At 71.3% G+C, this 12,882-nt stretch carries 14 protein-coding genes; 6 read left to right on the top strand and 8 right to left on the bottom strand.

What is annotated here, in order from left to right; genetic code table 11:
- Positions 1–19 precede the first annotated feature (19 nt).
- Together FKR81_RS08445 and FKR81_RS08440 are read left to right on the top strand one after the other, a co-directional pair.
- Positions 20–1,564 carry a sensor histidine kinase gene (locus tag FKR81_RS08445; protein WP_146350351.1) on the top strand — a complete coding sequence of 515 codons (1,545 nt, stop codon included), beginning with the start codon at positions 20–22 and terminating at the stop codon, positions 1,562–1,564.
- Positions 1,561–2,232 carry a response regulator gene (locus FKR81_RS08440; RefSeq protein WP_146350350.1) on the top strand — a complete coding sequence of 224 codons (672 nt, stop codon included), beginning with the start codon at positions 1,561–1,563 and terminating at the stop codon, positions 2,230–2,232. Before FKR81_RS08445 ends, FKR81_RS08440 begins: the two co-directional genes overlap by 4 nt.
- A 32-nt stretch (positions 2,233–2,264) precedes the next feature.
- Here the strand turns inward: FKR81_RS08440 and arfB are convergent, their stop codons facing one another.
- The 5 genes from arfB to purF form a co-directional block, all read right to left on the bottom strand.
- Positions 2,265–2,693 carry an alternative ribosome rescue aminoacyl-tRNA hydrolase ArfB gene (gene arfB, locus FKR81_RS08435; protein ID WP_146350349.1) on the bottom strand — a complete coding sequence of 143 codons (429 nt, stop codon included), beginning with the start codon at positions 2,691–2,693 and terminating at the stop codon, positions 2,265–2,267.
- A 10-nt stretch (positions 2,694–2,703) separates the two neighbouring features.
- On the bottom strand, positions 2,704–3,315 hold the full coding sequence (locus FKR81_RS08430; protein ID WP_146350348.1) for a hypothetical protein: 612 nt from the start codon (positions 3,313–3,315) through the stop codon (positions 2,704–2,706).
- Complete coding sequence (locus FKR81_RS08425) at positions 3,312–3,752, bottom strand: SigE family RNA polymerase sigma factor (protein WP_407936508.1); 441 nt, start codon at positions 3,750–3,752, stop codon at positions 3,312–3,314. Before FKR81_RS08425 ends, FKR81_RS08430 begins: the two co-directional genes overlap by 4 nt.
- Before the next feature lie 104 nt (positions 3,753–3,856).
- The gene (gene purM / locus FKR81_RS08420; RefSeq protein WP_146350346.1) at positions 3,857–4,912 is read right to left on the bottom strand and encodes a phosphoribosylformylglycinamidine cyclo-ligase; all 1,056 of its coding nucleotides are present in this window, start codon (positions 4,910–4,912) and stop codon (positions 3,857–3,859) included.
- A gap of 20 nt (positions 4,913–4,932) precedes the next feature.
- Positions 4,933–6,438: an amidophosphoribosyltransferase gene (gene purF, locus FKR81_RS08415; RefSeq protein ID WP_146350345.1), complete on the bottom strand. Its 1,506-nt coding sequence runs from the start codon at positions 6,436–6,438 to the stop codon at positions 4,933–4,935.
- Between the two features lie 281 nt (positions 6,439–6,719).
- Here purF and FKR81_RS43400 point away from each other — a divergent pair, with 281 nt between their 5' ends.
- Positions 6,720–8,564, top strand: coding sequence for an ATP-binding protein (locus FKR81_RS43400; protein WP_186762841.1), 1,845 nt, complete (start codon positions 6,720–6,722; stop codon positions 8,562–8,564).
- Positions 8,518–8,973: a helix-turn-helix transcriptional regulator gene (locus tag FKR81_RS08410; protein ID WP_186762840.1), complete on the top strand. Its 456-nt coding sequence runs from the start codon at positions 8,518–8,520 to the stop codon at positions 8,971–8,973. Before FKR81_RS43400 ends, FKR81_RS08410 begins: the two co-directional genes overlap by 47 nt.
- 3 nt (positions 8,974–8,976) lie before the next feature.
- Here FKR81_RS08410 and FKR81_RS08405 read toward each other — a convergent pair whose 3' ends face one another.
- Positions 8,977–9,291 carry a hypothetical protein gene (locus FKR81_RS08405; protein ID WP_146350343.1) on the bottom strand — a complete coding sequence of 105 codons (315 nt, stop codon included), beginning with the start codon at positions 9,289–9,291 and terminating at the stop codon, positions 8,977–8,979.
- Positions 9,291–10,037, bottom strand: coding sequence for a maleylpyruvate isomerase N-terminal domain-containing protein (locus tag FKR81_RS08400; RefSeq protein WP_235921388.1), 747 nt, complete (start codon positions 10,035–10,037; stop codon positions 9,291–9,293). Before FKR81_RS08400 ends, FKR81_RS08405 begins: the two co-directional genes overlap by 1 nt.
- A gap of 95 nt (positions 10,038–10,132) precedes the next feature.
- On the opposite strand from FKR81_RS08400, the gene FKR81_RS08395 reads away from it, so the two are divergent.
- Positions 10,133–10,456: a type VII secretion target gene (locus FKR81_RS08395; protein WP_146350342.1), complete on the top strand. Its 324-nt coding sequence runs from the start codon at positions 10,133–10,135 to the stop codon at positions 10,454–10,456.
- Positions 10,453–12,501, top strand: coding sequence for an alpha/beta hydrolase (locus FKR81_RS08390; RefSeq protein ID WP_146350341.1), 2,049 nt, complete (start codon positions 10,453–10,455; stop codon positions 12,499–12,501). The genes FKR81_RS08395 and FKR81_RS08390 overlap by 4 nt, the downstream gene beginning before the upstream one ends.
- Here FKR81_RS08390 and FKR81_RS08385 read toward each other — a convergent pair.
- The gene (locus FKR81_RS08385) at positions 12,498–12,875 is read right to left on the bottom strand and encodes a sterol carrier family protein (RefSeq protein ID WP_146350340.1); all 378 of its coding nucleotides are present in this window, start codon (positions 12,873–12,875) and stop codon (positions 12,498–12,500) included. The genes FKR81_RS08390 and FKR81_RS08385 overlap by 4 nt on opposite strands.
- Between the last annotated feature and the right edge of the window lie 7 nt (positions 12,876–12,882).

Below are 12,882 nucleotides of genomic sequence, written 5' to 3'. Positions count from 1 at the left end.
TGTGGTCATGGGAGGTCCCATGGGAGGACGTGGCTCGCTGGCCCGTCAGCTGCTCACCTGGCAACTCGTGGTGGTCACGTGCCTGCTGTGCGCGGTCGGCGTGCTGACCATCGTCCAGGCGCGGAGCGACTTCCGCGACACGGAGGGGCGCCGGATGCAGGCGGTCGCGGAGAAGGTCGCCGCGACGCCGGTCGTGCGGGAGAAGTTCGGCGACGTCGGTGCGCTGGACGTGCTGCGCGCCGAGAGCGAGGGTGCGCGGAGCCTCTCCGGCGCGACGTACGTGATCACCGCGGACGCGAAGCGCAAGGTGCTCACGTCGCCCGACCCCAGCCAGGTCGGTACGACGCTGGACATCGGAACGAGCTCCGTCCTCTCCGGACGGTCGTGGATCGGTGACGTGGACGGCTCGATCGCGGCGCACGTGCCGGTGCTGAACGACCAGGGCCGGGTCATCGGGATGGTCGCCGCAGGGCTGGAGCCGCCCGGTTTCTTCGACGGCGTGCCGGACTCGACGGGCAGCGCGCTGCGGCTGCTGGGGGTCGCGCTGGTGATCGGCGTGACCGGCTCGCTGCTGCTGGCGCGCAGGGTGAAGAACCAGACGCTCGGCCTGGAGCCGTACGAGATCACCGCGCTGGTCGAGAACCGCGAGGCGCTGCTGCACGGCATCAAGGAGGGCGTGGTCGGGCTCGACCCGCAGCACCGGATCACCCTGGTCAACGACCAGGCGCGCGAGCTGCTGTCGTTGCCGGACGACGCGGTCGGCAGGTCCGTCGAGGAGCTGGACCTCAACGAGCGGCTGCGCGACGTGCTCACCGGACGCGCGACCGGCGCCGACCAGATCGTGCTGAAGAAGGGCCGGGTGCTGACGCTCAACCGGATGCCGATCGAGGAGGCGGGCGCGGTCGTGACGCTGCGGGACCGCACCGAGCTGATGACGCTGCAGGACGAGCTGGCGGCCAGCAAGTCCGCCACGGACACGCTCCGGGCGCAGGCGCACGAGTTCAGCAACCGGCTGCACACCATCGCCGGGCTGCTGGAGCTGGAGGAGTACCAGGAGCTGCGCGGGTACGTCAGCCGGATCAGCTCGGCGCAGGAGCAGTGGCGGGCGGAGGTGACCGGGCGCATCGGCGACCCGGCGGTCGCCGCGCTGCTCATCGCGAAATCGTCGCTGGCGGCCGAACGCGGAGTCGGCCTGCGCATGGCGGCGGACAGCAGACTGGGACGTGCGGACGAACTTCTGTCCACAGACCTGGTGACGGTATTGGGAAACCTCGTCGACAACGCGTTGGATGCCCTGAGTTCGTCCGCACCGGGCGACGAACGCGGCTGGATCGAGGTCGGCGTGCGGCAGGAGGACGGCGAGGTGCGCGTGGTGGTGCGGGACTCCGGTCCCGGCGTCGCGCCCGAGATCGCCGACGAGGTGTTCCGGCACGGCTTCACCACCAAGGCCGCGTCGCACGGGCAGCGCGGGCTCGGTCTCGCGCTGATCAGGCAGGCCTGCCTGCGGCGCGGTGGTTCCGTGCAGGTGCGGGGCGCGGTGTTCACGGCGGTGCTGCCGCTGTGATCCGGGTGCTCGTCGTCGACGACGACTTCATGGTCGCCAAGGTGCACAGCGGGTACGTCGCGCGCACGCCGGGTTTCGGCGTCGTGGGTGTCGCGCACTCCGGTGCGGACGCGCTGCGGCTGGCCCGCGAGCTCAAGCCGGACCTGGTGTTGCTGGACGTCTACCTGCCGGACGTGGACGGACTGTCCGTGCTGCGGCAGCTGCGGGCGACCGAGGACGTGGACGTCATCGTGATCACCGCGGCGACCGACGTGGAGACCGTGCGCGGCGCGATGCGCGGCGGCGTCCTGCACTACCTGATCAAGCCGTTCGAGTACGCGGCGCTGCGCGACCAGCTGGCGCACTTCGCGGCGTTGCGCGAGAAGCTGCACCGGCTCGGGTCCGCCGGCCAGGCCGACGTCGACCAGGTGTTCGGCGCGCGGCCGCAGGCGAAACCCGTGCTGCCCAAAGGTTTGACGGCCGAGACGGCCAGGCTGGTGGAACGCGCGCTGCGCGAGCGCCCGGACGGTCTGTCGGCGAGCGAGTGCGCAGAGGCGACCGGGGTGGCGCGGGTGAGCGCGCGCAGGTACCTGGAGCACTTCGTGGCGACCGGCAAGGCCGAGGTCAGCCTGAAGTACGGCGGAACGGGCCGTCCGGAACGCCGCTACCGGTCCAGTTCGAGCCACTGAGCGGCTCCGTCCGAATCGGACGGTGGTCGTGCCTAGTCCCAGCCTCCGCCGGAACGGCCGCGTTTGGTGTCACCGCGGCGTTTCTTCTCGGCGATGCGCCGTTCCTTGGCGCCACGACTGGGTTTCGTCGGACGCCGCATCGGCGGAGGCGGCGCCGCGGCCGACCGGAGCAGTGCGCCCAGCCGGTCGCGCGCGGCCGCCCGGTTCTGCAGCTGCGCCCGGTGCTCGGAGGCCGTGATGGTCAGCACCCCGTCGATCAACCGGGACGCCAGCCGTTCGAGCATCCTGGTGCGCAGCCACTCCGGCACGGAAGGCGAGCGGGCGAGGTCGAACGACAGCTCGACCCGGCTGTCCGCGGTGTTCACGCCCTGCCCGCCCGGTCCGGACGACCGGGAGAAGCGCTCGCGCAACTCGGACGCCGGTATCACCAGCGTCCGGGTCACGGTCACGTCATCAGCCACGCCGGACAGGTTAGAACGTGAGCCCGTCCATCGACGCGTACTTTTCCAGCGTCGTGAAGCCTTCCGCCGGGATGTCGGCCGAGTCCGAGACGGAGATCACCCGGATGTTCGTCCCGTCCGGAAGGAACGCGCTCACCTCGTGCCGCGTGCCGTTTCCGCTCGACGGGTGCCGGACCAGGCGACGATCCGTCAGGTCCCTCACCTGGCAGCCTTCGCACGGGCGGTACACGTCCCAGCGCACCTCGATCAAGAGCGTCATCCTGATCGGCGGGTTGCGCTCCAGGACGATGGTGTGTTCGGCGGCGTAGTGGTCACCCTTGTTGACGACCGTGATCGGGCGGAGGTTCTTGTCGAGCACCTCGGTCAGCTCGGCGGCGTGCTGGTCCGAGGTCGACGGAGCGGCCAGCAGTTCGGTGGGCAACTGCAGCCCGGCCGGAACCCGCGGGTCGACCGCGTTCAACGCGACGGGCGTGCCGGCGAGGACCAGCGTGGCGGCCGCGACGGCGAGCAAGCGGCGACGGTGCACCGTGCGCTTCCCGGTGCGGATCGCGCGGTCCCGGTCGATCGTCAGCGGCGGCTCGTCGTCGAGTGCGCTGGTCAGCAACGTGCGGATGTCGGTCATCGCAGCTCCTCCACCACGGGGTCACCGAGGAGCTCACGCAGTGCGGCGAGGCCCTTCGCCGACTGGCTCTTCACGGTGCCTTCGGTCCGACCGAGCAGGCGAGCGACTTCGGTGACGCTGAGGTCCTCCCAGTACCGCAACACGACGACCGTGCGTTGCCCCAGTGGCAAGGCGGCAAGCGCACGTCGCACGTCGAGGTCGGGCGCGGCCGACGTCGTCGACGTGTCCGGCACGGCGGGGACAGCCTTCTCCCGTCGGAAGAAACCCCGCCGCCCTTCGTCGATCGCGCAACGCACCAGCACTTTCCTGGCGTACGCGTCGACGGTGCCGCCCCGGTGCACCCGCGGCCACGCCAGGTAGAGCTTGGTCAGCGCGGTCTGCACGATGTCCTCAGCGCGATGCCAGTCACCGCAAATCAGGTACGCGGTTCTCCGCATCACGAGAGCACGTGCGTCCACGTACTCCCCGAACTCACGATCGCGGTCCAACGATCCCTCCTCGGTCGCCCCTTGGTACGGAGCGACCGGCCTCGGAGGTTGCCTCAGAAACGAGGGTGATCTCCGACGAGCTCAGCGCCCTCGCCGGGACGGATCTCGCCGAGCACCCACGCGGGCACGTGGCGCGCGGTCAGCACGGCCAGCGCGCGGTCGACGTCCTCCGGCGCGACGACGGCGACCATGCCGACGCCCATGTTGAACGCCTTCTCCATCTCCTCGCGCTCGACCCGGCCGCGCTGGGCGATCAGGGCGAACACCGGCTGCGGCGACCACGAGCCCCGGTCGAGGCGCGCGGACAGGCCGTGCGGCAGGACGCGGGCCAGGTTCGCGGCGAGGCCACCACCGGTGACGTGCGCGAAGCCGCGGACCTCGGTCTCGGCGATCAGCGCGAGGCAGTCCTTGGCGTAGATGCGGGTCGGCTCCAGCATCTCCTCGCCGAGGGTGCGGCCGAACTCCTCGACGTGACCGGACAGCGGCATCCGCCCGATCTCCAGCAGCACGTGCCTGGCGAGCGAGTAGCCGTTGGAGTGCAGGCCGGACGAGCCCATCGCGATCACGACGTCACCGTCGCGCACCCGGTCCGGGCCGAGCAGCTTCGAGTGCTCGACCACGCCGACGCCGGTGCCGGAGATGTCGTAGTCGTGGTCGGCCATCAGGCCGGGGTGCTCGGCCGTCTCGCCGCCGAGCAGCGCGCACCCGGCCAGGACGCAGCCCTCGGCGATGCCCTTGACCAGCGCGGCGATCTTGTCGGGGACGACCTTGCCGACCGCGATGTAGTCCTGCATGAACAGCGGCTCGGCACCGCAGACGACCAGGTCGTCCACGACCATCGCGACGAGGTCGATGCCGACCGTGTCGTGCTTGTCGAGCGCCTGCGCGATCGCGATCTTCGTGCCGACGCCGTCCGTGGAGGACGCCAGCACGGGCTCCTTCCAGCGGTCGAGCTTGAGCTGGAACAGCCCGGCGAAGCCACCGATGCCGCCGAGCACCTCGGGGCGGCCCGCCTTCGCCGCCCACGGCTTGAGCTTCTCCACCGCCTCGTCACCCGCGGCGATACTCACTCCGGCTGCTGCGTAGGTGGCCTTGGCGCTGTCGGTCACGTCAACTTCTTCCACTTGTTTCAGGGCCTGCGAAGGGCGTCTTCGGCACCGTACCCGTTCGCCAGAACGGGAGCCGCTGAGCCCGCGACACCCTTCAGGCCCTCGAGCAGGTGCTTGCCCATGAGCGCGTCGGCGGGCAGCGGGATCGGGTAGTCGCCGTCGAAACACGCTGAACAGAGGCGCGTCTTCGGCTGCTCGGTCGCGGCGACCAGCTGCTCCAGCGACACGTAGCCCAGCGAGTCCGCGCCGACCGAGCGGCGGATGCCGTCGTCGTCCAGACCGTTCGCGATGAGCTCGGCGCGGGACGCGAAGTCGATGCCGTAGAAGCACGGCCACTTCACCGGCGGCGACGCGATGCGCACGTGCACCTCGAGCGCACCGGCCTCGCGCAGCATGCGCACGAGCGCGCGCTGCGTGTTGCCGCGCACGATCGAGTCGTCGACGACGACGAGCCGCTTGCCGCGGATGATGTCGCGCAGCGGGTTGAGCTTCAGCCGGATGCCCAGCTGGCGGATCGTCTGCGACGGCTGGATGAACGTTCGGCCGACGTAGGCGTTCTTGACCAGGCCGGTCCCGTACGGGATGCCGGACGCCTGGGCGTAGCCGATGGCGGCGGGCGTGCCGGACTCCGGCACCGGGATCACCAGGTCCGCCTCGGCCGGGTGCTCCTTGGCGAGCCTGCGGCCGATCTCCACGCGCGTGGCGTGCACGGAACGGCCGGAGATCGTCGTGTCCGGGCGCGCCAGGTAGACGTACTCGAAGACGCAGCCCTTGGGCTCGGGGTTGGCGAACCTGCTGGACCGCAGGCCGTCCGCGTCGATGGCGATCAGCTCGCCCGGCTCGACCTCGCGGACGAACGACGCGCCGACGATGTCCAGCGCGGCCGTCTCCGACGCCACGACCCAGCCGCGCTCGAGGCGGCCGAGCACGAGCGGGCGGACGCCGTGCGGGTCGCGCGCCGCGTACAACGTGGACTCGTCGGAGAACGTGAGGCAGAAGGCGCCGCGCAACGTGGGCAGCAGCTCCAGCGCGGCCTGCTCGATGCCCTTGTCCGCCGCGGCGTGCGCGAGCAGTCCGCAGACGATGTCCGAGTCCGTGGTGGCGCCGTTGCGCTCGACGATGCCCAGTTCCTTGGCCTTCGCGAGCAGCTCGGCGGTGTTGACCAGGTTGCCGTTGTGCCCGAGCGACAGGCCGCTGCCCGCCGCGGTGGTGCGGAACGTCGGCTGGGCGTTCTCCCAGGTCGTGCTGCCGGTCGTCGAGTAGCGGCAGTGGCCGACGGCGACGTGGCCGCGCAGCGACTGGAGCACCTGCTCGTCGAAGACCTGGCTGACGAGACCGAGGTCCTTGAAGACGACGACCTGCGAGCCGTCGCCGACCGAGATCCCCGCCGCCTCCTGGCCGCGGTGCTGCAGTGCGTAGAGGCCGTAGTAGGTGAGCTTGGAAACATCTTCACCGGGAGCCCAGACGCCGAAGACGCCGCACTCCTCACGAGGTTCCGGATCGGGCTGGGAATGGTCGGCGACCACCGAGGGGCTCCCTCACGACGGGGGCAGGCTGCTCCCGCGAGTGTAAGTGGAGCAGGGGGTCAACCACCCCCATCGGCACCCGCTCGACGTGACGAAACGCACGTCTGGTGGACCCGCTTGACACTGCCGGTGGTTGTCGGCGACCGCACGGTAGCGCACGCTCCGGTCCGGGGAATACGAGCGGTAATCCGACAAAACCCATTGTTGAGAATGACGGCACCTGGTCCGGAAAATGCGTCGCGTTACGTTTCAAATGGTCACCCTCCGATACGCTCCCGGCCATGTCCTGCCCGGTCTGCGGTGAGCGCCTGCCCGCGGCGCCCGTCCGGGCGGGCCGCAAAGCGCAGTACTGCTCTCCTGGGTGCAAGCAGCGCGCGTACCGGCGGCGGCAGGCCACGCCGGTGGTGGGCAACCTCGTGCCCCGGCTCGACAGCTTCGTGGGCCGCGTCCCCGAACGGGTGGCGCTCGCCCGGCTCGTCCGGTCGCAGCGGCTCGTCACCGTCGTCGGATCGCCCGGCGCGGGCAAGACGCGGCTGGCCGTCGAGGTCGCGGGCACCATGACGTTCCCCGGCGGCACCTGGTTCGTCGACCTGGCCGCGGTGCCCGATCCCGATCAGGTGGACCAGGCCGTCACGGCGGCCATCCGGGCGGAGCACGGTGACGGCGCGGCGCGCGACACGCTCGCCGCACACCTGGCCGGGCAGCGGGTGCTGCTCGTGCTGGACAACTGCGAGCACGTTGTCGAGCGGTGCGCGGACCTGGTGACCTGGCTGCTGCCGAGGTGCCCGAACGTGCGGGTGCTCGCGACCAGCCGCGAGGCGTTGCGGGTCAACGGCGAGCACGTCTACACGCTGGGCCCGCTGCCCGTGTCGTCGGACGCGGTGCACCTGTTCGCCGACCGCGCGGCGGCCGTCGACCACGCGTTCCAGCTCACCCGCGACATCGAGGACCTGTGCCGCAGGCTCGACGGCCTGCCGCTGGCGATCGAGCTGGCCGCGCGCCGGGTGCGGCACCTGCCGACGGCCGGCCTCGCCGAGCTGCTGCGCACCGGTGAGCGCACGGCGAGCAGGCACCGCAGCCTCGACACCGCCATCACCTGGAGCTACGAGCTGCTCGACCCGCGCGAGCAGGAGGTGCTGCGCAGGCTGTCCGTGCTGGCCGGGCCGTTCAGCGCCGAGCTGGCCGCGGCCGTGTGCGGTGCGGACGTGCTGGACCAGCTCATCAGCCTCACGGCGAAGTCGCTGGTGGTCACCGAGGACTCCAGGTACCGGCTGCTGGAGGCGATCCGGATCTTCGGGCTCGCCCGGCTGCGCGACCACGACGAGCTCGACGCGGCCTACGGTGCGCTGCTGACCTGGTACACGGGCCTGTGGGAGCCGGAGGCGCCCCGGTTCTACCCGGACATCAAGCAGGTCAGATCGGCGTCCGAGCAGGTCAACACGCTCGGTGCCGTCACCGACTGGGCCGCCCGGTCCGGTGCTCCCACCGCCGCGCTGCTGACGTGGGGGCTCAGCATGGTGTGGGTGCGACTCGGCCACATCGCCGAGGCCAAGGCGCTCGTGCTGCGGGCACTCGACCGGAGGCCGCCCGCCGTGTACGGAGCTCCACTGATGTCCGTGCTCGCCAGCCTCGAGATCTGGATGGGCCGCACGGCCGAGGGAGTGTCGCTGTTCCGGCACGTGCTCGAGCTGGAGGGCGAGCTCGGCAGGCCGGGGCGGCAGGCCCGTGCGCTCGCCGGGATCGGCAGCGCGCTGGAGCAGACGGGCGAGTTCGACGGTGCCCGCAGCAACTGGTCAGCGGCACTCGTGCTGCTCCGCGAGGCGGGCGAGCTCCCCCGCGGTGGGGAACCTGCTGAACCTCCTCGCCTGCCTCGCGCTGCGCGTCGGCGACCTCGACGCCGCCGAGGCCGACCTCCAGGAGGCGCGCGCACTGGTGGCCGAGCACGAGCTGTCCACGACGGCCACCGCGGGCATGTGGCACACCTTCGGCGAGCTCGAGATCGCCCGCGGCAACCACGACGAGGCCGAACAGCACTTCGTCCGCTCACTGCGCATCGAGCCGGACCTTCCGCAGCAGGTCGTGCACGGCCTCGTGGGACTCGCCGAGGTCGCGTGCGCACGCGGTGACGACGAACGCGGGCTGCGGCTCGTCGGGAGCGCGACGGCGATCCAGGACGACATCAGCGCACCCGACCACGCCTGGCAGCAGCAGGTCGACTCGGTCACCGCGCTCGCGACGGGCCGGTTGGGTCACGCCCGTGCGCAGGCCGCGCGCTCGGCAGGCAGGCGGATGACCATCGCGCACGCCGTGCACTACGCGCTCGACGGTGTGCGCGAGGCCGAGTCACCGCTGAGCCTGCGGCAGCTGGAGATCTCCCGGTCCGTCGCAAAAGGACAGACGGACCGGCAGATCGCCCGCGAGCTGGGCGTGTCGACGCGGACGATCAACACCTACCTGGAGGAGATCCGCACCGTGCTCGGCCTGCGGTCGCGCGCCGAGCTGGCCGCGTGGATCACCCGCTACGACCACCCGTGACCGTCAGGCCTTGCGGCAGCCGCTGATCTCAGTCTTGATCGTGTTGGTCTGCCCCGCTCCGATCGAGTGCTGCTTGGCGGTGCACACGACCTCGTCGCCCACCGCGACCTCGCCACCGGAGATCTCGCTCGGCGACAGGATCTCGCTCTTGAAGTACTTCTTCTCCAGTGCGTCGTCCGGCAGCTCGCCGACGAGCTCGAGCCAGATCTCCTGGGGGTTCTCGATCTTGTCGACCCTCAGCCGCACCTGGCCCTCCCAGTCGGAGGCGCATCCGCCCAGCGCGAGGCAGGACAGCAGGACCACCGCGATCTTGCGCATCAGTGACCCCTTCCGACCTGCAGCAGCCCGAGGATCGAGCGGTCGCCGGCCACCGAGTCCAGCGTCATCCGGTTCCACAGCCAGTAGTAGATCATCGCGGCCTCGCCGGTGACCCGGGCGTCGCCCTCCTCACCGGGGGCCGCGGCGCGCACCTCGGGTGCCTCACCCGCGGTGAGGGAGAAGAACCACGCCTCGGGCACGTCGGCCGGGCGCACGACGGCGGTGCCGGAGATGGTGTTCGGGACGTCGCCGTCGATCTTCGCGGCGACGATGGTGGTCAGCACCTCGTCGATGCCGTCGACGGCGAGGTCCGGACCGGTCGCCACCAGCGCGCGGATGGTGGCCTGCGCGTCGAACCGGCGCAGCGTCATCTCGTGCGCGATGCGCCGGTGCCACACCCACGCGAGGTCCGGCGCGGCGGGCGAGAACGTCCAGACCGGCCGGTTGCCGGGCACGGCGGGCAGCACCTCGTTGGCCTCGGTGAGCTGGATGTCGAGGTACTCCAGCGGGGTGAGGTCACCCGGTGCGGGAGGCGGGCCGATCGGGTTGCGGCTGCCGGTGCGCAGGTAGGCGGTCGAGGTCTCGAGGAACCGCGCGACGTGCAGCACCAGCTCGCGGACCGTCCACCCAGGACGCGTCGGCACGGCGGTCGCGAGGTCGGCGTCACCGACGGCCTTGCGGAACATCTCCGCCTGCTCGGCGAACGCTGCCGTCCACCGCTGGGCGGTCCATCCTGTCTGCACCATGCGCGTCATCGTGCCCGAAACGATCCACGGGTGCGGCGGGAACCGGTCATGATGCTCTTGCGTCGCAAGTGCATAGCGAACCGATGGGGGTGGCGATGTTCGGCGTTGAGCCAGAGTTGCTGCGCAACGCGTCCAAGGAGTTCAGCAGCGGCTCCGACGCGGTGCGCGAGGCGGCCGAGATGATCTCGATGCTCCGGCTCGACGCGGGCGCGCTCGGCGAGGTCGACGCGGCCGCCGAGTTCGCGGACGCGCTGTCGAAGTTCGTCGGCACCCATTCGGATGATCTTCGCAAGGGCTCGGAGTGGTTCACCGACGCCGCCGAGGGCCTCATCTCGAACGCCGACGCCTACCAGCGCGCCGACGACGACAACGGCATCAGCTTCTCCGACATCTTCAACGCGCTGGGGGGCGGCAAGTGAGCATTGCGGACCCGGAGGTCTTGTACGCGCGGCTCGCCGCAGGCGACTCCGGCCGCATCGCCGCCGCGGCCGACCCGATCACCGGTGCCATCAGCGCCGTCGGACGCGCGGGCGAGTCGGTCGTGAACGGCGCCCGCACGGCCGTGAGCAGCTGGACCGGCGACGCGTCCGACAAGTTCAGCGCGCGCGGCGAGCTGTCCGCGACCGCGGCTCGTGCGGCCGGTGACCGGCTCGGCGCCGGCGTGGACATCGTGCAGGCCGCGTCCCGCGCGTACGGGCAGATGCGGTCCGCCGCCGATCACGCGATCGGCGTGTGGCGCGGCCGTCCGGCCGGGCTGGACGAGGAGCAGACTCGTCAGCTGGCCGGCCAGGTCAACGACTCGCTCACCAGGGTGAAGTCGAGCTACGAGGGCGTGCTGCGCTCGTACGCGGGCGCGCTCGGCAAGATCACGCCCGGTTTCGGCGACACCGCGATGTCCGACTGCGGCTGGAGCCGCGCGGCCGAGCGAGGTCCCTCGCTCCCGCCGGTGCCGCCGCCCGGCACGGACCCGAAGGCCGTCGCCGACTGGTGGAAGTCGCTCTCCCAGCCGGAGCGCGACGCGCTGCTGGCCAGCAAGTACCAGGAGCTCGGTCAGCTGCGCGGACTCCCGGCCGACGTGCTGGACACCGCCAACCGGCAGCGGATCAACGAGGACGTGACGCGCTTCAACCAGCAGAGCGCGCAGCTGAAGGACCAGATCGCGGAACGGGCGCGTGAGCTCGGCGTCGACCCGAACACCGAGGACGGCCGCAACAAGCTGATGAACGACCCGCGCGGGTCGCAGCTCGTCGCGCAGCAGGCCGAGGCGGAACGCCGGGCCACCAACGCCGAGAACGCGGCCGAGGAGCTGAAGAACGCCAAGAAGAACTCCGTCGACCTCGCAGGTGGCAAGCAGCCCTTCGTCCTCTACTACAGCCCGGACGGTCCCGGCGCCAAGGAGGGCGCGCTGGCCATCGCGTACGGCAACCCGGACGACGCGGACAACGTCGCCGTGTGCGTGCCCGGCACGACGTCCAGGCTGGGCGAGAACGGCTTCAGCCAGGAGCAGGCAGCCGCGCTGAGCGGGAAGATGGGGCCGAACGGCGTCGCGATCCAGTGGCTCGGCTACGACGCGCCGGAGTTCTCGCTCGGCCAGGTCAACGACCCGGCGCAGGCCAAGGAGGGCGCGGCGATCCTCGCGCAGGACGTCGAGGGCTATCGCGTGGCCGGCAAGGAAGGCGCGCACGTCACGGTCATCGGCCACAGCTACGGCAGCACGGTCGTCGGCTACGCGGCGATGGACCACGGGCTGAAGGCGGACGACATCGCGTTCGTCGGCTCACCCGGCGTGGGAGCGTCCACTGTGGACCAGCTGTCCGCGGGACGCGGCCACGTCTACGTCGGCGCGACCGAGCACGACCCGGTCGTGCAGGGCACCAGCGGCGACTGGTTCACCCAGGACGGCTCGTCCACCGGCCCGTACGACTCGAAGTTCGGCGCGAAGACCTTCGGCACGCCGGACGAGACCGGCATCGGCGGTGCGCATTCGCAGTACTACGCGCCCAACTCCGAGTCGCTCGACAACCTCGCCAAGATCGCGACCGGCCGCGGCGACGAGGTCACCGAGCAGCGCTGGCAGGACAGCCCGACGCCGCGCGACGTGGTGCCCGGCTCCGACCTGCCGGTCGTCGGCCCGGTGGTCGACTGGGGCACCAACACGGCCAAGGAGGTCGTCGACATCGGCGAGGACGTGTGGCACGGCGGTGGCCAGGTGGTCGACGACGTGTCGCGCGGCGACTTCGGCGGCGCGGCGGGCCACGCGTGGGACACCACGAAGGAGGTCGCCAGCGACGTCGGCGACTGGGCCGTCGACACCGTCGGCAACGTCGGTGAGCTGGGCAAGGACGTGTACGAGGGCGGCAAGGCCGTCGTCGAGGGCGGTGTCGAGGTCGTGAAGGACGTCGGCGGCGCCATCTCGGACGGTGCGAAGTCCGTCTACGACAACACCATCGGCTCCTGGTTCTAGAAGCGCACCACGGGCAGCAGGGCCGAGATGTCCGCCCTGCTCCCGGACGCGCTGACCTTGGCGCCGTCGACCGCGTCCGTCCACTCCAGACGGCCGGTGGCCAGCTCGAGCCAGGTGCGCGGGTCGGTCTCCACGACGTTCGGCGGCGTGCCCCTGGTGTGCCGCGGACCCGCGACGCACTGGACGGCGGCGAACGGCGGCACCCGCACCTCGACGCTGCGGCCCGGCGCGACCTGCTCCAGGGTGCGCAGGCTCAGCCGCACGGCCGCGGCGAGCGTCGGCCGGTCCGGCTGCTCGGCCGCGCCGTCCAGCCACGGCAGCACCGCCTCGACGGCGGAGCGCAGCTCTTTCGGGTCAACGGGTTTGGCCGGCACCTGGGCA

This window comes from Lentzea tibetensis, from assembly GCF_007845675.1.
In the GTDB taxonomy this organism is placed as follows: Bacteria; Actinomycetota; Actinomycetes; order Mycobacteriales; family Pseudonocardiaceae; genus Lentzea; species Lentzea tibetensis.
This window is presented reverse-complemented; position numbering and strand designations above follow the sequence as displayed.